The following is an 18,704-nucleotide window of genomic DNA, read 5'->3' as shown; positions in this document are numbered from 1 at the left end:
GGGTGACGGATTCGATCGACTGGCTGTTGACGGCGAAAGTGACCGAACTGTAGACGCGGTCGGTGCCTTCGCCTGCGGTCTCGTAAACCTTGTCACCGGCATTATCGACATAGTAGGTGTCGTCGCCGGTGCCGCCGATCAGGCTGTCGGCGCCTGCTCCGCCATTGATGACGTCGTTGCCGTCCAGTCCACGCAGGATGTTGCCGCCACTGTTGCCGGTGATCGTGTTGTTGAGTGTATTGCCGAAACCGCGCAGGTTCGCTGTACCGACCAGAGTCAGGTTTTCGAAATTGGCGCCGAGCGCAAAATCGACCGAGGCGCGGACCGTGTCGACACCGTCGGCGGTGGCGGTCTCAAAGACGCGGTCACCGGCATCGTCAGCATAGTAGAGGTCATTACCGGCCCCGCCGTACATGGTGTCGGCCCCGCTGTTGCCGCTAAGCGTGTCATTACCGGCCAGAGCGCGCAGGTCGTCATTGCCCGCTCCACCATACAGGTGGTTGGCTCCGGCATTACCGGAGATGCGGTTGTTGAGCGCATTGCCCAGGCCGTCGATATCGGCCGTGCCGCGCAGTGTCAGGATTTCGACATCGGTGGGCAGGGTATAGGTGACAAACGAAAAGACCCAGTCGGTCCCCGCGCCCGCCAGTTCCTGGACCTGATCGCCGGCATTGTCGATATAGTAGGTGTCGTTGCCGACCCCACCCGCCATGACGTCGGCGCCCTGACGGCCATCGAGCGAGTCATTTCCGGACGTGCCGAACAGCAGGTTGGCGCCCGACATGTCCGTCGTCGCGGAGAAGGCTGTATGGTAGACATCGTAACCGCTGTCTCCCGTGCCCCGCCATTCTACGACGAAACCTCCGTCGGCGGTTGCAACCAGACCCTTGAGCTCGGATAAACCCGCCACCGATGTGGCGAAGCCGACAGCGTCGCCATGGTCATCGAAACGGCGCGCGAAGATACCTGGATCGCCGCCATTGAAGCTGGGTTGCTGCCAGACCAAGACGAATCCGCCGTCGCTGAGCTCGACCATACGGAGGGGAAAAGCATATGTCGACGACGCATAGACAGGGAAGTCGCCAACGATGGTGGCCGCACTTGTGGCATGACCGCCGGCGTCAAAATTCTGTACAGTCAGATAACTATGGATGACGGGACCGGGGGCTTGTGCGAGCCAGGCGATAGCGAAGCCGCCATTACCATGGGGTGTGATGGCAGACACATTGGCCCAACTCGGCGTTATCCCTATGGCTGCGCCGACGGGCTGCAGGTCTGCCCCATACACATGGGCATAGAGCCGGCCGTTAAGGCCGGTAAAAGCCTGGACATAGCCGCCGCCGTCGAGCGCGGCGGTAGCAACGGCGTTTATGCCGCGATCCTCCTGGAACGCAAGAAGGTTGCCAGACGTGTCGTAGACCTCGCTGAAGATTATGGACCCCCACAGATACGAGATCAGTATATGGCCGGTGTCGAGCTGTTCGGCATCAAGGCTCTTCACCGGGACGCCGACGGCATTGCTGCCGACCTCCTGACCTGTTTTAACGCCTTCGTAAGTGTAGAGCTGGTGCTTCATGCCTTCGTAGGTGCTGTCGAAATATGACACGCCGAACACGTTCAGAACCATGTAACCGCCATCGATCGGTATCAACCGGGGATGATCGTAGGTGTCGAGAGAATGCGTGTCGTGCAGAGCGGTGGCGACCGGTCCGCCCAGCAGGGTACCGTCGGCGGCATAGCGCTGAATGAGGATATCGTCGAGTTGAGGATCCGGGGTCGGCTGGGTGATAAAGCCGACATAGGTGCCGTCGTCGAGCAGTACGGCGTCTATCGGTAGGGGATTGGCGCCATAAGGCGTATCAATCCCGTCCGTAAGTACACTCACCATTATTTATTCTCCCTGAATAAGGCAATTCACTTCCAGATTGCCAATCAGCTCCCCACCGACGCCTGTAGGCGGCAAATTAGGCACATACCGCCGCTCCGGGCAACCACCGAGCTCAAGGTCGCGTACACAGCTTCGGGATAGGGAACCGGAAACCGGCCCTTACCAGATGATATGACTGTTCACGTCTGCCGCGACAGCAAACACGACGGTAACGACATTGCCGCCGCCCAGGTCGATGATCGTATCGAGACCCGATTGGGTGATGGTGATGCCGCCGCCATTGACCACGCCCAGGCTATAGGCGTGCAGCTCGATATGGTCGTTGTTCGAACTGAGGAAATCGCTGATCGTGTCTGTCCCGCTGGCGAGACCGAAGACGAAGGTGTCGCTTCCAGCACCGCCGATCAGGGTGTCCGATCCCGCACCGCCGGTCAGGATATTGGCGCCGGCATTGCCCGACACCTGGTCAGCCGCATCGCCACCCGCCGCATTGATATTGGCCGAGCCGGTCAGGGTGACATATTCGATCGACTGGCTGTTGATGGCGAAAGTGACCGAACTGTAGACGCGGTCGGTGCCTTCGCCGGCGGTCTCGTAAACCTTGTCGCCGGCATTATCGACATAGTAGATGTCGTCGCCCGTGCCGCCGATCAGGCTGTCTGCGCCTGCTGCGCCATTGATGACGTCATTGCCATCCAATCCACGCAGGATATTACCGCCACTGTTGCCGGCTATCGTGTTGTTGAGCGTATTGCCGAAACCGCGCAGGTTCGTTGTACCGACCAGAGTCAGGTTTTCGAAATTGGCGCCCAGCGCAAAATCGACCGAGGCGCGGACGGTATCAATGCCGTCACCGGCGGCGGTCTCAAAGACGCGGTCACCGGCATCGTCAGCATAGTAGAGGTCATTACCGGCCCCGCCGTACATGGTGTCGGCGCCGCTGTTGCCGCTAAGCGTGTCATTACCGGCCAGGGCGCGCAGGTCATCATTGCCCGCCCCGCCATACAGGTGGTTGGCTCCGGCATTCCCGGAGATGCGGTTGTTGAGCGCATTACCCAGGCCGTCGATGTCGGCCGTGCCGCGCAGTGTCAGGATTTCGACATCGGTGGGCAGGGTATAGGTGACCAGCGAAAAGACCCAGTCGGCGCCGGCGCCGGCCAGTTCCTGGACCTGGTCGCCGGCATTGTCGACATAGTAGGTGTCATTGCCAACGCCGCCGGCCATTGTATCCGCGCCTTGACGGCCGTCTAGCGAGTCGTTGCCCGAGGTGCCAAACAGCAGGTTGGCGCCCGACATGTCCGTCGTCGCGGAGAAGGCTGTGCTATAATGATCCCAGTGATCCGTGAAGCCGACCCACTTAACAGTAAAGCCGCCGTCGGCGGTGGCGGTTACGCCCTCGATGCTGATCTGGCCTGCTGCCAGATTATTAACGGGGAATGGTTGGCCCACGAGATGACCAGTACTGTCGAGATGTCTGGCATAGATGTCGCTGTGGTCACCCGCTGTCCACACCACAATAAAGCCGCCGTCACTCAGCGCAGAGACCATAGTGTCATGCCGGTCGATATAGGTGCCAAGACGAGTCACCTCTGACGTAGAATGTCCTGTCGCGTCATAGGCCTGGGCCACCACGAAGTGTGTGTGCGTGGCAGCGTCGTAGCTGGTCCAGGTCACAAGGAGGCTGCCGTCCAGGCCGCGCGTCAGCGTGTCGCCGCGCGGAATGGCGGAACCAGTGCCCTGGGGCTGTCCAGCCGCATCATAAAACTGGCTGTGGCTGTGACCGTCGATCCCAATCCATGTCTCGACAAATCCGCCGCCTGCAACAGCCGAGGCTTTTGGCTCAACCAAGGACCGGAAGGTCTGGCTGGTGACCACGGCGCCACTCTGCTCGTAGACGACAAAATTACCGATCGTGCCGAACAACCAGGAAAACAGCAGACGACCGGAATCGAGTTCGTCGACCTCAGGCAACGAGGCGAGATAATGCGTCACCAGGGTCTTGGTACCCAAGGCGTTCCCGTCGGCCGAGAAGACCTGGAAAGAGTCGGAAAAGTATTCACCGGTGGGATTACCCTGATATCGAACCCTGTCGGCAACAACATAACCTTCGCTCAATGGAATGATGCGCAAGGTATCGAATTGCTCGTACGCATCCAGACCGACCAGGCTGCCCAGTTCTGTGCCGTCAGCCGCATAGCGCTGCAACCAGATCGCGTCGAAGGTGCCCCCGGGCGTTTCAGTCGGTATCAAAATCTTCAGGAGATAGGTGCCGTCGCTGAGGACGACAGCGTCGGATGGCGGCTGGGTCGCGACGCCCGGCGTGTCTTCGCCATGTTGCAGAACCGTGGTCATCAAAACCTCCTGCTCAGGGCATCCTTCCCGGATACCAGATGTCAGCCCCCCGCGAGCCGCCGGCGATCAACTTAATCACATACCGCAGCTTACGGCAACCGCCTGACCTCCAGGTCGCTGTACACAGCTTCGAGAGGCGCCATCTGGCGAAAGCCTATGCTACCTTTACCTGGAGCAGGCTTTGCAGCGCTCAATGGGTCGGCGCGCCAGTCGACCACCTTCAGATCGTTGATAAAGAAGACCACGCCGGCCTGCGACTTTTCCAGACGCATGCGGTAGGGCTCGGCCGGCATATCCTTGACGTCGGGCATGGGGTCGGCGCCCTGCGCCAGCAGCTCGAAACCGGGCGCCCGGCGCAGGTTACACAGGTGGAAGGCGCGCTCCTCCGGCCACCGCCTGCGGAAATAGGCGATCTGCAGGGCCGACACATCCGACTGGGTATATTGTTCATAGACGCCGGCGCGCGGCTTAAGTCCCGGATCGAGAATATGCTGGCCCGCCATACCGCCCGCCGCGAAGAACAGGATGGCCAGGCCAGGCTCGGCGAGGGGGCGGAACTTCCACGAGATGGCGACATCGTCCGGAAAGACCTCCGGGCACCAGAAGACGAAGTTAGACGCCTGGCCCAGATCGGCCGACAGCCTGTTTTTCAGCCGCATATGACCGGTATCGAAATCGACGGCCGCCTCGCCTTCCACACGCCAACCGGCAATGTCCGAAGGCTTGGTCAGCGGATTGGTATAGATCAGCTCGCCGCCTTCGGGGTGAACAGGTTCGGCCTGAACGCGACCCGCCATGGCGATAGCGGCGCCCGATAGCAGCAGGTGGCGCCTATCCAACAAGTCCGCCGCCCAGGCTGCCGAGCGACTTGCGCATGTCGGCCTTGTGGGCGCGATAGCCGGATTCGCGATAGGTGGCGATCGGATCGATGGCGCCACCGCTGCGCACCCGGGCCATGGCCAGGGCGGCGCGGACGTCGCTTTCGAAGGCCAGGCGCAGGCTGTTGTGCGCCATGATGACATCATTGTCTTCCTGATAGGCGCGCAGGGCGTCGCGATCGACAATCAGCGCCTTGACATAGGCGCCGGCAATAGCGCGCGCCGAGTTGAGCAGGCTTTCGATCGGATCGGTGACGTTGTGCGACTGGTCCATCATATAGGCCGGATTGAACGGCCCCTTGCCGGCCTTCAGCATGCGGTTCTCGGCCGAGACCAGTTCGTTGAACACCAGAAAGAGCTGGAACGGATTGATCGAGCCGGAATCGAGGTCGTCGTCGCCGTATTTGCTGTCGTTGAAATGGAAGCCGCCCAGCTTGCCGAACTGAGATAGACGCGCAACGATCATCTCGATATTGACATTGGGTGCATGGTGGCCGAGGTCGACCAGGCATTGCGCGCGCTCCCCCAGGGCCTGGGCGCACAGGATGCTGGTCCCCCAGTCCTGGACGACGGTCGAGTAGAAGGCCGGCTCGTACATCTTGTGTTCGATGAGCAGCCGCCAGTCGGCCGGCAGGGCGTCATAGACGGTGTGCAGGCTTTCGAGATAGCGTTCCAGGGTGTCGGTGAATTCGACCTGGCCCGGGAAGTTGGAGCCGTCGCCGATCCACACGGTCAGGGCCTTGGAGCCGACCTTCTTGCCGATTTCCATGCATTCGAGATTGTGCTCGATCGCCTGCTGGCGCGTCGCCGACTGGCTGTGGCTGAGCGAGCCGAACTTGTAGGAGCGCTTCTGGCCGGTCTGGTCCTGGAAGGTGTTGGAATTGACGGCGTCGAAACCTATCCCCAGGGTGTGGCTGTATTGGCGGAGCGCATCATAGTCGTCGGTCTTGTCCCACGGCAGGTGCAGCGAAACGCGCGGTGTCAGGCCGGTCAGCTGGTTGACGACGCTGCAATCCTCGATCTTTTCGAAGACATTGGTCGGTTCACCCGGCAAGGGGTAGCGGGCAAAGCGCGTGCCGCCCGACACCATGCCCCAACTGGGCAGGCCGACGCCGAGCGTCATCAGCTTTTCTACGATCGTCTCGATGTCGATGCCGACGCGGGCCAGCCGGGCGCCCAGGGCGTCGTAATCGGCCATATGCGCGTCCATCAGCTTCGCATTGGCGCGCGCGATGACATCTTGTGGAATGGTAGCGATTTTCCTGTCGACAGTGAGAAAGCCCATGCGACCCGTTCCCGTATTTTATATGTTTTGCGGAGCATCGCGCAGAGTAGCCGTAAGGTCAATTCAAGAAGTGGTTTTTGGTGCGTAGGTGGTTTTCAGGCCAAATCGACGATGGATCGAAAGCAAGATTTTTGCCGCGAAAAACGCGAAAAGCGCGAAAAGGCAGCGGAACTTTCTGCGCCCGCAGGGCAATCGTTTGTGACCGTGGCTGAGATGCTAAAAGCGCTTCGCGCAATGTTCGCAGCAAAACCTTTTTCGCGCTTTTCGCGCTTTTCGCGGCAAAAATCCTTACCTGCCTTTCTGATTCCTACAGAACATCACCGCGTGAAGCTCATCGCATTGCCGCCGTCGACATTGAGGATATTGCCGGTCGATTTCGAGGCGGCGGCCGACGCCAGGAAGATTACCGCCTCGGCCACGTCTTCCGGAAAGACCGAACGTTTCAGCAGGCTGCGCTTGCGGTAGAAGTCTTCCAGGTCCTCGTCGGCCAGCTGATAGGCGGCGGCGCGTTCGGCACGCCAGGCGCCGGTCCAGATATGCGAGCCGCGGATGACGGCGTCTGGATTGACGACATTGACCCGGATGCCGTGCGGCGCACCTTCCAGGGCCAGACAGCGCGCCAGATGGACTTCCGCCGCCTTGGCCGAGGAATAGGCCGCGGCATTGACCGACGGCGCCAGGGCATTTTTCGAGGCGACGAAGACGATGGAACCGCCGAGGGCTTTCATCGCCTTGAAGGCTTCGCGCACGGCCAGGAAATAGCCGTCGCTGAGCACGGCGAAATTGCGCCGCCACATGTCGAGCGAAGTATCCTCGATGGGCGCCGCCGAGGCTATGCCGGCATTGGCGACGAAGATATCGACCCCGCCATATTCGCAGGCGGCATAGGCGAACGAGCTAAGGATGGCCGGCTCGCTGGTCACATCGGCTTCGATGGCGCGGACGCGGTCCGGGGAATGGGCGACACTGAGATCCTGACGCAAAGCTTCCAGGCGCCCGCCGTCGATGTCGGTCAGGACGACATTGCCGCCGCGCGCCAGAACAGCCTCGGCCACCGCACGGCCGATGCCGCCGGCGGCGCCGGTGATATAGGCAACCTGGCCGGCGAAGGGGCCGGGTCTGGGCATTCGCTTCAACTTGGCTTCTTCGAGCTGCCAGTATTCGATATCGAAAGCTTCCTGTTCGGCCAAGGCGACATAGGCGTCGATGGCTTCCGCGCCGCGCATGACCGCAATGGCGTTGACATAGTATTCGCCGGCGATGCGCGCCGTCGCCTTGTCGGCGGCGAAGGTGACCATGCCAAGGCCGGGAATGAGAATAACCACTGGATCGGCATCGCGCTGCGGTGGACTGTCCGGACGTTTGCAGCGGTTGTAATAGGCAGTGTATTCGGCGCGATAGCCAGAAAGAACCGCATCTATCGTCGCTTCGTCGAGATGGTCCGGATCGAGCACCAGCGGCTTGATCTTGGTGCGCAGGAAATGGTCCGGGCAGGAGGTGCCGAGCGCCGCCAGACGCGCCATGTGATGGGAACAGACGAAGTTGAGGACATCGGGTGTGTCGACGACATGGCCGACCTTCAGGGTTTCGCGGCTCAGGCGGTTGCGCAACAGGGGCACGAGGCGGGTGAATTCGGCAATGCGCTCACCGGCGTCGCGTGGCGCTGTGCGCGGTCCACCAAAGGCCGGGCGTGTCGTGTGACCGGCAATGAAATCGGTGGCCCGGCGGATCAGGTCCAGGCTGTTGCGATAACAGGCCTCCGACGTATCGGCCCAGCTGATCAGGCCATGGCCGGCCATGACCATGCCGCGCCACTGCGGATTGGCCGCCACGGCATCGCGGATACGCAGACCCAGGTCGAAACCCGGGCGCTGCCAGCCGATCCAGCCGACCTCATCGCCATAGACCTGACGCGTCAGGTCTTCGGAATGGGCGCTGGCAGCGATGGCGATGACGGCGTCGGGATGGAGATGATCGACATGCGCATGATCGATAAAGGCGTGCAGTGGCGTGTCGATACTGGCCGCACGCGCGTTCAGGCCATAGGTGCAATGCGGCAGGAAGGCGACCATTTCGTCTTCGAAAGCCCGTCCGCGATAACGCTTTTCCAGTCCGCGGACGCGATCGAGATACAGGGTTGCGAAACCGTCCAGCGCCATGGAACCGAGATCGCCACCCGACCCCTTGACCCACAGGACTTCGACCGGTTCGCCGGTCAGAGGATCGGCCATGACGATCTTGGCGGAGGTATTGCCGCCGCCGAAATTGGTAATCGCCGGGTCGCTGCCCAGCAGGTTGGAGCGGTAGAGCAGGCTGCGTTCCGGGGACAACCGATCATGGACCGCCGCATCCCACACATTTTTTGCACACAGATCGATATCGGCCTGCGGGCGCGTCATCAGCAATGCCGGCGTCGGTTGCGACACACCCATATTCATCCCACCTGTTGTCGGCCATCGTCATCGCCGCATCAAACTAATACAATCTCATTCGATAGTTTTCAATCGTCAAATCCGCATTTTCAGCCATTTTCATTCTAAAATGTGGGAATATTTCTGCTGCAACTCGCAATTTTAGCCGTAAAAATCATAATCGGTCATTTGGCGATCACCTGTCGCCCGGCGTTACGCCATCCTTGTCTAACGGCAAAAATGCGATATAGTCATACAATAAAAAATAAAGGGCCGTGGACGGAGCCTTCCGCCAGCGGGCCGATAAACAGGGTCGGGATGGTATGCCAAAAAAGAGTCAGGGGAAGTGCGTCGTTTTCGATGTCGGCAAGACCTTTGCCAAGGTCAGTGTCGTCGATGACGAAGGGTTTGTGTGGGCGGAACGCCGCCGGACCGTACCGCATCTCGATACTCCGCTCTATCGCGCCTTCGACGTCGAGACCCTGTATCGCTGGCTGATCGCCACGCTTCGCGAATTGGGCCAGAACTTTGCCATCGACCGCATCATGCCCGTGACGCATGGCGCGACCTGCGCCTTTCTCGATGCTGAACACCGCCTGGTCCAGCCGATTCAGGACTATGAATCGGCCGTGCCGGAAGCCTATGTCACCGCCTATGGCCGCGTCCGCCCCGGTTTCGACGAGACCCAGTCGCCACGCCTGCCGCACGGCCTCAATCTCGGCTGCCAGATCTACTGGCATGCCCGACGCGCACCGTCGCAGTTCCGCCGCGTGCGTCATATCCTCAACTACCCGCAATACTGGGCGTGGCGGCTGACCGGCGCCTTATGCAATGAAGTCACCTCCATGGGTTGCCATACCGACCTGTGGTGCCCGGTGCGCAACGACTTCTCATCGCTCGCCAAATCCCAGGGCTGGTCCGACCTGTTTCCTGCCATGCAGCCGGCCTGGGAGCCCGCCGGAACCCTGCGCCGCGACGTGGCCGAAGCCGCCAACCTGCCGCCGTCAGTCAGGGTCTGCGTTGGGCTGCACGATTCCAATGCCGCCCTGGCCAGCGTCATCGTCAACCCGGTGAAAACACCACCGGCCCTGCTCTCGACGGGCACCTGGTATATCGCCATGGCCCCCGGCACGCTGTCAAATACCTTGCCGGCGCAGCGCGATTGCCTGGCCAACGTCGATATCTATGGCCGGCCCGTTGCCTGCGCGCGCTTCATGGGCGGCCGCATCTATGAAATGTTCACGGGCGGCATGTCCACACATGGCGAGACCGCTGTCGATGAATCGTCGCTGCGTGTGGTCATGCGCCAGGGCGCCCTGGCCCTGCCCAGCTTTATAGATGCCGGCGGCCCCTTTCCGGGGCTGCGCGGCGGTATTCTGGGCCGCGGGGTCGAAACGACGCGCGGCCGGGCGACGCTTGGACTTTTATATGTCGCGCTGATGGCCTCGACCTGCCTCGACCTGGTCAAGGCGTCGGAGCAGTTGCTGATCGAGGGTCCCGCAGCCGGCAATCCACTGCTGTGCGGCCTGATCGCGGCGCTGCGGCCCGGTGAGGTCGTGGTCAATGATCGCTGCAATGCCGTCACCCTGGGCGCGGCGGCCCTGGCCTTCCACGATCGCCCGGCCGCGCCCGCCCGGGCGCAGCGCGTTATAGCACCCGTGCTGGGCGACGATATGCGGCGTTATCGCGACCTGTGGCGCGGCCGGGTCGAGGCCGAACTGGTAGCTTAATACCAACCTGCACAGACCCTGATATATTGAGGTGCAGGTTGGTATTCGCTTTGTTTCAGCTCAATCGCCGCATGGCTCGCCGCAAAGGCGGCGACGGGCGGTCGCCCTTGCCAAGCCACGATGAGTCATCGTGGCTTGGATAAGGCCCTTATCGACAAATCCCGGAAACCCGCCTATAGATTCGATCAAGTTCGATCATTAGGCCTGACCGATTCGTGCAGGCGCGGGTAAGTACCGGGGAAACCATGCATTTTCAGGATCGCTGGAAGCGAATTATCGACGAGTTGAGCCCCGAGCGCGTGACGTCGGTCGATGAACTGACCGAACGCCTGGGCGTGTCACCGGCCACCATTCGTCGCGATCTTAATGAACTGGACAGCCTGGGTTATCTGCTGCGCGTGCGCGGCGGCGCCATGCGCGCCGAGGCCAAGTCGTACAAGGCGGCGGCCGAAGACAAGCGCAATGATGGCTTGCAGGGCCAGGCCGGCTTTCTCGACAGCGTGATCAGCAATGCGCCGGCCAAACGGGCGATTGCACGGCTGGCCCTGGAGTACCTTAGCCCCGGCCTGTCAATGATCATCGACGGGGGGACGACGACCTACACCATGGCGTCAATGATGCCGAACGAGTCGTACCACGTGCTGACGACCTCGATCGCCATCCTGCAGGGACTGATTGCCCGGCCGAAGGTGCGTGTGACCCTCCCCGGCGGCGAATTCTTCCGTGAACAGAGCATTATTCTCAATCCGTATGAGGACGGGATTTTGCAGCATTTCACGGCGGCGCGAATGTTTATCGGCGCCCAGGCCATCACCCGCAACGGCCTGTTGCAGACCGATGGTTTGCTGGTCCAGTCGGAGCGCCGGCTGATCGAACGGGCGAACGAGATCATCGTCCTGGCGGATTCGAGCAAGATCAATGCCTCGGGATCTTTGGCCGTCTGTCCGCTGAGCAAGATCGACGTGCTGATCACCGATGACGAGATTGCGCCAGACGCCATGCAGTGGCTGAAGGCTGCCGGGGTCGAGGTCAGGGTAGCTGCGCTGACCGCCGAGGACCGCAGCGCACCCCTGCCGATCCCGCGGCAGTAAGGTTTTGGCCCACAGATTGGCACAGATTTTCACAGATTATTCGCAAAGACTGAACCGCACCGGCCCTGGCCTAACCGCCGAAAAATTCAAAGGCGCAAAGCGCCAATCTGTGAAAATCTGTGTCAATCTGTGGGCCAAATAGCTTACGCCATATAGAACACCGGCTTCAAATCTGTGACCACCGGCGAATTATCCGGGTTGCTGTCCATGATATCGGCCATATAGGCCCACCATTTTTTCATCACCGGATGACTAGGCAGGTCCGGCATGGTGTGGTCAGGCGTGCGCTTTAATACCCCGAACAGAACCAGAGATACCGGATTGAGGAAGATCGAATAGTCCGATACCCCCGCCGCATGCAGCAGGTCCGACAGTTCCGGCCAGATTTCGTCGTGACGCTTCTGATACTCGGCCTCGAAGCCAGGCTTCAACTGCATGGTAAAGGCGATGGTCTCAAGAACTGGCGTTTCCATCATGGATCCTATTTGACGGGCTTCACTTCGAGGCCCTGTTTCGGCTGTTCGGGTGTGCGCATGATCGGCCAGTCGGCGGCAGCGATCTCGAAGGATTCCGGCGCCGGCATGTCCGCCGGAACTTGGGCCGTAACGCCCAGGTTCAAAGCCGCCAGGTCGCGCGCCACGAACGACGCAATCACCCAGGCGCCATAGGCATTGTGGTGCGTCTTGTCGCTGCCCTTGCCGCCGAAGGCCAGGACCGAGCGTTCAGGCCCCATCAGCTCGTAAAAGGCCGTCGTTTCCTTCGTTAAATCGATCAGCGACACGCCCAGGTCTTTCGCCACATTACGAACGGCATCGGGATAGGCACCGTGGCTGTTTTCAATATGGCCGGTCGCGTCGAAGAAACGCCGGGCGACCGGCGTGATCAGCACGGGCTGGGCACCGTGTTGACGGATATCGGCGACGAAGGCCGCCAGATAGGCCGGATAGGCGCCGTCAGCCGCAGCATAGGTGCGCGGCCACTGCTTCTTTTCGTCGTTATGGCCGAACTGGATCAGCACGATATCGCCCGGCCGGACCTCGCTCAGCAGCTTGTCCCAGCGCAGGGTGGTGAGGAACGACTTCATGGTCTCGCCGCCGCGCGCATGGTTGGCGATGACATCGCCGGTGACGAAACGCGGCAGCATCTGGCCCCACGAGGCATAGTCGCCGCCGGCCTGGTCGCAGACCGTGCTGTCGCCGGCCAGCAGGATGCGGCGTGCGATGATCGGTTCGATCTTTAACCTGGTCATGGCCGCCGTGGCGCCCGAGGCCGATACCGTCAACTGGTCGTCCCAGTTGCGACTGCCGATCTCATCACCGCGAATACCGACCTTTGGGCCCGCGATCGAATCCTGCTCGGCCTGGGCTACAGCTGTATTGCGCACATTGACGACAAAGATGACGTCCCGCGTCTCTCCCGCCTTCAGATCGACCGGCCCCGCAACCAGACGGCGGTCCTCGGCCCAAAGGGTGGTACGACTGGCACGGCCAGTATCGCCCACGGTCGCGGTAACGCGATAGTCGCCGGGCGCCAGCCGGACCGAGAAGGCGGCTTCGTTGCCGCCCGGTATGGAAACGTCGCCGGAACCGGTATTTGCATCATAGGGCGTGCGGTCAATGGGCACATTCAGTTGAACAGGCATGACAACAGTTTGCGCCAGGGCTGCTGGCATGGCAATCGTCTGGGTCATCGCCAGAACGAGGGCCGTAACACCGCCCAGCGACCACCGCAGAGAATGATTGTTTTTGATCACGAGGCCCCATAATGTGCTCGAATTTGCTTCATGTTGATATTTTTTCATTGATCTTGCGGGCTGTCAATGCCAAGTTGCCGGTCAGGTCACGGCGCTGCCTGGGCCCAATCCGGCTGTACAGAACCGGAGCCGATCGTCCAGGTGAGTTTCGTATGAATTCTAGCCCCGCCAGTCTTTTGCGCCGCCACCCCGTGCGGGCCGGGCTGATGCTGGGCGCGGCAATGGGCGTAATTCTGGCGTCCACCGCAACCGCCCAAACGACTCCGGCGTCCGGTGATGCCATGATGGATAGCTTCGGGCTGACCTCGCAGAACAAGCCGCAAACCGCACCGACGACGCAGGGCGCATCTGACATGCCGCCGATCGCGACGGGCGGACCCACCACCTTTGTCATGTCGGCCTTTCCGGCGACGTCACAGGACCGGATGAGCCTGTTCACGTCCTATGACGGCAAGACCTTCACCACGCTTGCGACCGATGCCTATAAGCCGGCCAAGGGCCTGCTGCGCGATCCGTCGATCCTGCATGCCGCCGACGGCTACTATTATGTCGCCTACACCACCGGCTGGGACGGCCACAGCTTCGGCATGGCGCGCAGTCACGACCTGAAAACATGGGAGCCTGTCGGCGATGTCGATATCAGCCTCCCCGGAATTACGAATGTTTGGGCGCCGGAATGGCTGCGCGATCGCGACGGCCAGATCTATATCGTCGTGTCGCTGTCAAAGGGCGGCACCAAGGGGCCGTTCGGCGCTTGGCTCATCAAGGCAACCGACCTGGCCAGCGCGAAGTTCGAAACGCCGGTGGCCATGGAAGGCTTGCAGGGCAACTATATCGACACCTTCCCCTATGTTTACAGCGAATCCTACTACGCCTACGTCAAGAACGAGACGACGAAAAATATCGAACTGGCCACCGCGACCAGCCTGACCGGACCGTGGACCATCGTGCGCCACGGCGACTGGGCCGGATGGGGATCGTGGATCGAAGGCCCGGCGGCCGTGACGATCCAGAATGACGCCGGCCAATCGGGTATCCGCGTCTATTTCGACGACTATATGACCAAGCGCTACTGGTATTCCGACAGTTTCGACGGCCTGCGCACCTGGACCAAACGCGCCGAGGTCGGCGGCGTGTCGGGGGCTGTGCGTCATTTCACCGTCATTTCCGAACCGACGGCGACGGTCCAGGCCGCGACGGCACCGAAGGCCAAGGGCCAGGCCGTCACCTGGGACAACCATTCGCTGATGATCGACGGCAAGCGGACCATGATCTGGGCCGGCGAATTCCATCCCTTCCGCCTGCCGTCGCCCAGTTTGTGGCGCGATGTGCTGCAAAAGATGAAGGCGACCGGCTACAACGCCGTCACCTTCTATTTCGACTGGGGCTACCATTCGGCGGCGCCCGGCGAATACGACTTCTCCGGCGTCCGCGACATGGAAAAGGCCATCCAGATGGCCGAGGACGAAGGGCTGTACGTCATCGCCCGGCCGGGACCCTATGTGAACGCCGAACTGACCATGGGCGGCTTTCCGGGCTATATGGCACGGCAAAAGGCTGTAGCGCGGACCGACGATCCGCAATACCTGGCCCAGGTCGACGCCTGGATGACCCAGATCGACGCCATTGTCGCCCGCCACCAGATCACTACCGGCGGCGGCAAGGTCATCGCCGTCCAGATCGAGAACGAACTGGGCCTGACCAGCGACACGCACAAACGCTATATGCAGCACCTGGCTGACAAGGTTCATGCCGACGGCATTACCGTGCCGATCTTCCACAATTCGGCCAGCCGCCTGCCCTACTGGACGCCGCCGTCATCGACGGCGCCGTGGGCGGTATCGGGCCCGACCGACCTCTACGGTTTCGACGGCTATCCCGGCGGCGGCTGCACCAATACCCACGATATCGGCAAGCCGAACAAGGTCCCCGACTGGGGCATGTGGGCCGAAATCCCCGCCGGCGCCGATCACGTCGACCTCGCCAAGCCGGTCAAGATCGGCGCCCTGACCTCACCCAAGACGCCGGGTTTTGCGGCTGAGATCGGTGGCGGCTGGTTTGATTTCTGGGGCAGTGTCGGGTCCTACGACTGCACGGCGCAGCGCGTCGGCTCGGGCTATGTCAAGACGGTCTTCGGCTCCAGCCTGATCAACGGCCTGTCGATCCATAGCATCTACATGGCCTATGGCGGCACGTCGTGGGGCTGGCTGCCGGCCAGCGTCGTCTACACCTCTTACGACTACGGCGCCGGCATCGATGAAGCACGCGGCCTGCGCGACAAGCAATATACCCTGAAACAGATGGGCCAGTTCGTCCAGGCAGCGACACCCCTGCTCAGCGACCTCGACAAGGGCGCGCCGATTGCCTCGTCATCACCGAATGTGAAGATCTATCACGACGTGTCGGGCGCGGGACTGGGCGACCTGATCTATGCCCGTCACGAACCGTCGGATGCGACCGGTGACGACGCCTTCAGCTTCGACCTGACCACACGCGACGGAACCTTCCACCTGCCCCAGGCCGGCACCCTGCGCATCAACGGCCAGGACGCCAAGCTTCTGGTTGCCGACTACGCCCTGGAGCGCCAGCATCTGGTCTATACGACCTCGACCCTGTTGACCCATCTGCGCCAGGGAGACCGCGATATCGCCGTGCTCTATGGCCCGCGCGGCGAGGACGGCGAGACGGTATTGCGCTTCAAGAAGAAGCCGGTCGTCACCGTGCTGAGCGGCAATGTCACCGTGACCTGGGACGTCAAGTCCCACGACCTGCGCCTCAACTACGTCCATACCAGCATGAACCGCGTGCGCATCGAAACCGGGACGACGGCCAAAGACACCGAAAGACTTGAACTACTGCTGGCCGAGGATGCGGTCGCCAAGACCTTCTGGCGCCAGGACACGCCCGACGGCCCGGTCCTGGAGCGGACCTACGCCCTGATCCGCGAGGCGAAGTTCGACGGTACGACCCTGAACCTGACCGGAGATACATCGGAAGCCGGCGATATCGAGATCTGGGCGCCGAAACCGGTTACCACCGTGACTTTCAACCGCGAAACGGTGAAATCCGAGCCCATGGCCGGCGCGCTGTGGGTGACCGGCATCGCCGGACCGAAGGACGTGGTCCTGCCCGACCTGATGCAGGCGCAGTGGATGAAGCGCAAGGATTCGCTGGAGGCCGATCCTAAGTTCGACGACAGCCAGTGGCGCGCTGCTGACCTCAAGGAGTCCGCCGCCACCGCGGCAACGCAACCGCCGGCCGGTCAGCCCGTGCTCAGCATGAGCGACTACGGCTTCCACCACGGCGACGTCTGGTATCGCGGCCGCTTCAATGTCCGGGGGCAGTCGCCCGAAACCCTGAACCTGACCTTTAATGGCGGCCCCGCCGGCGTCGTCCAGGTGTGGCTCGACGGACGATTCATGGGTGAACGTGACGGGGCGGCCGGCGAAGCACGGCCAAAGACGACCACGGCCTCGCACTTCTACCTGCCCAAGATGAGCAACGGCCAGCACGTCCTGTCGATCATGGTGCGCAACAACGCCCATAACTGGGACCTCGGCGCCGATGACGAGCATAAGGAGGCGCGCGGCCTGATCTCGGCCGACCTGCGCAAGACCACCATCACCTGGAAGATCCAGGGCAATCAGGGCGGCGAGCTGATCTCCGACCTGGTGCGCGGCCCGATGAACAATGGCGGCCTGTATGGCGAGCGCAACGGCTGGTACCTGCCGATCGACGCCTATGCCGACCAGGCGGGCTGGGAACTGGGGGCGGTCGACGACGATCCGCCGGCACCCGGCACCTACTGGCTGCGCACAAAGTTCAAGCTGGACCTGCCGAAGGATCAGGACGTCCAGTTGGGGCTTGTCTTCGGCGACGCCAGTGTCCCACGCACCGACCACCGTACGCGCGTGCTGATCTTCGTCAACGGCTGGCACGTCGGCAACTTTATCGGCCATGTCGGTCCGCAAAATACCTTCATCCTGCCGCCCGGCATCCTTAACAGCCAGGGCGACAATACCCTGACCTTTGCTGTCACCACTGACGGCAAACCGCAAAACGCCCCTGAACCCGTGAAGCTGGTGACCTTACGCAATGTGCGTGGCGGCGTGCCGGTAGATCCTGTCCCCCAACCCAGTAAAAACCAACGCTAAAGGCATTTCTCCCATGTCGCTTCTCGCCCACCATGTCACCTCGCTCGGCGCTACACGTGCAGACTATGACGACGCCATCCGCCGCCTGATCCATAACCTGGTCAATATCAAGGACGAGTCGGGCGAGTTCCTGCTGCATCTGGACGACGGACGGGTGATCGATACCAAGGGCTGGGCCGGCTGGGAATGGACGCATGGCGTGGGCCTCTATGGCATCTACAAGCATTGGGAAGTGACGGGGAACCAGGACGCCTGGGACATCATGGTCGACTGGTTCGAGGCGCGCTTCAAGGAAGGCACGCCGTCGAAAAACATCAACACCATGGCGCCCTTCCTGACCCTGGCCTATCTGTATGAGCGCACGGGTAACACGACCTACCTGCCCTATCTCGACATCTGGGCCGAATGGTTGATGGACGGCCTGCCGCGCACCGAAGAAAACGGCTTCCAGCATATCGTGTTCAACTCGGTCAACCACCAGCAGATGTGGGACGACACCTTGATGATGTCGGTCCTGCCCCTGGCCAAGATCGGCCTGCTGCTCGACCGGCCGCACTATGTCGAGGAAGCCAAGCGGCAGTTCATGCTGCACATCAAATACCTGACCGACCGCAAGACCGGCCTGTGGTTCCATGGCTGGACTTTCGACGGCCGGCATAATTTCGCCGATGCCCTGTGGGCGCGCGGCAATTCGTGGGTGACAATCGCCATTCCGGAATTCATCGAACTGCTGGACCTGAAGGCGGACGACGGGCTGCGCCTGTTCCTGGTCGAGACCCTGGAAGCGCAAATCAAGGCCCTGGCCGGCTGCCAGGCTGCGTCGGGCCTGTGGCGGACCATCCTGGATGATGCGACCTCCTACGAGGAAGCCTCGGCCTCGGCCGGTTTTGCCTTCGGTATCCTGAAGGCGGTCCGCAAGGGCTATATCGACAAGTCGTATGAAGCCATGGGCATCAAGGCGGTCAAGGCGGTACGCGGCCATATCTCGGACGACGGCGAGTTGCAGCAGGTGTCGTTCGGCACGCCGGTGTTCAACTCGGTCCAGGAATACAAGGACATACCTCTGACCTCGATGCCCTACGGCCAGTCGATGGCCCTGTTGGCGCTGGGCGAATTCACGCACCGGTTTGTGTAAGAAAAGAGCCCCAACCACCGCCCTTTG

11 protein-coding genes are annotated in these 18,704 nt (G+C 61.6%); 4 read left to right on the top strand and 7 right to left on the bottom strand.

Annotated elements, in window-relative coordinates:
* From AC1DXO_RS14735 to AC1DXO_RS14715, 5 genes are all read right to left on the bottom strand, one after another.
* The coding region (locus tag AC1DXO_RS14735) for a calcium-binding protein (protein ID WP_476978926.1) at positions 1-1,888 on the bottom strand (1,888 nt) is incomplete at its 3' end.
* 159 nt (positions 1,889-2,047) lie between these two features.
* Positions 2,048-4,240, bottom strand: coding sequence for a calcium-binding protein (locus AC1DXO_RS14730; protein ID WP_476978925.1), 2,193 nt, complete (start codon positions 4,238-4,240; stop codon positions 2,048-2,050).
* Positions 4,241-4,329: 89 nt separating this feature from the next.
* A complete protein-coding gene (locus AC1DXO_RS14725; protein ID WP_476978924.1) occupies positions 4,330-5,082 on the bottom strand; it encodes a DUF1961 family protein in 753 nt (250 codons plus the stop codon).
* A complete protein-coding gene (gene rhaI / locus AC1DXO_RS14720) occupies positions 5,072-6,403 on the bottom strand; it encodes an L-rhamnose catabolism isomerase (protein ID WP_476978923.1) in 1,332 nt (443 codons plus the stop codon). Before rhaI ends, AC1DXO_RS14725 begins: the two co-directional genes overlap by 11 nt.
* Positions 6,404-6,720: 317 nt before the next feature.
* The gene (locus AC1DXO_RS14715; RefSeq protein ID WP_476978922.1) at positions 6,721-8,835 is read right to left on the bottom strand and encodes a bifunctional rhamnulose-1-phosphate aldolase/short-chain dehydrogenase; all 2,115 of its coding nucleotides are present in this window, start codon (positions 8,833-8,835) and stop codon (positions 6,721-6,723) included.
* Positions 8,836-9,137: 302 nt separating this feature from the next.
* Between AC1DXO_RS14715 and AC1DXO_RS14710 the strand changes: the two genes are divergently transcribed.
* Entirely contained in the window at positions 9,138-10,544 is a 1,407-nt protein-coding gene (locus tag AC1DXO_RS14710) for an FGGY-family carbohydrate kinase (protein ID WP_476978921.1), read from the top strand.
* 245 nt (positions 10,545-10,789) lie between these two features.
* A complete protein-coding gene (locus AC1DXO_RS14705) occupies positions 10,790-11,635 on the top strand; it encodes a DeoR/GlpR family DNA-binding transcription regulator (RefSeq protein ID WP_476978920.1) in 846 nt (281 codons plus the stop codon).
* Between the two features lie 143 nt (positions 11,636-11,778).
* Here the strand turns inward: AC1DXO_RS14705 and rhaM are convergent, their stop codons facing one another.
* A complete protein-coding gene (rhaM, locus tag AC1DXO_RS14700) occupies positions 11,779-12,111 on the bottom strand; it encodes an L-rhamnose mutarotase (RefSeq protein ID WP_476978919.1) in 333 nt (110 codons plus the stop codon).
* A 5-nt stretch (positions 12,112-12,116) separates the two neighbouring features.
* Positions 12,117-13,388 carry a rhamnogalacturonan acetylesterase gene (locus tag AC1DXO_RS14695; RefSeq protein ID WP_476978918.1) on the bottom strand — a complete coding sequence of 424 codons (1,272 nt, stop codon included), beginning with the start codon at positions 13,386-13,388 and terminating at the stop codon, positions 12,117-12,119.
* Positions 13,389-13,540: 152 nt separating this feature from the next.
* Here AC1DXO_RS14695 and AC1DXO_RS14690 point away from each other — a divergent pair, with 152 nt between their 5' ends.
* Positions 13,541-17,542: a beta-galactosidase gene (locus AC1DXO_RS14690; RefSeq protein ID WP_476978917.1), complete on the top strand. Its 4,002-nt coding sequence runs from the start codon at positions 13,541-13,543 to the stop codon at positions 17,540-17,542.
* A 13-nt stretch (positions 17,543-17,555) separates the two neighbouring features.
* On the top strand, positions 17,556-18,677 hold the full coding sequence (bglB, locus tag AC1DXO_RS14685) for a beta-galactosidase BglB (protein ID WP_476978916.1): 1,122 nt from the start codon (positions 17,556-17,558) through the stop codon (positions 18,675-18,677).
* Positions 18,678-18,704 lie beyond the last annotated feature (27 nt).

This window comes from Asticcacaulis sp. P2_C5, assembly GCF_056404555.1.
This window is presented reverse-complemented; position numbering and strand designations above follow the sequence as displayed.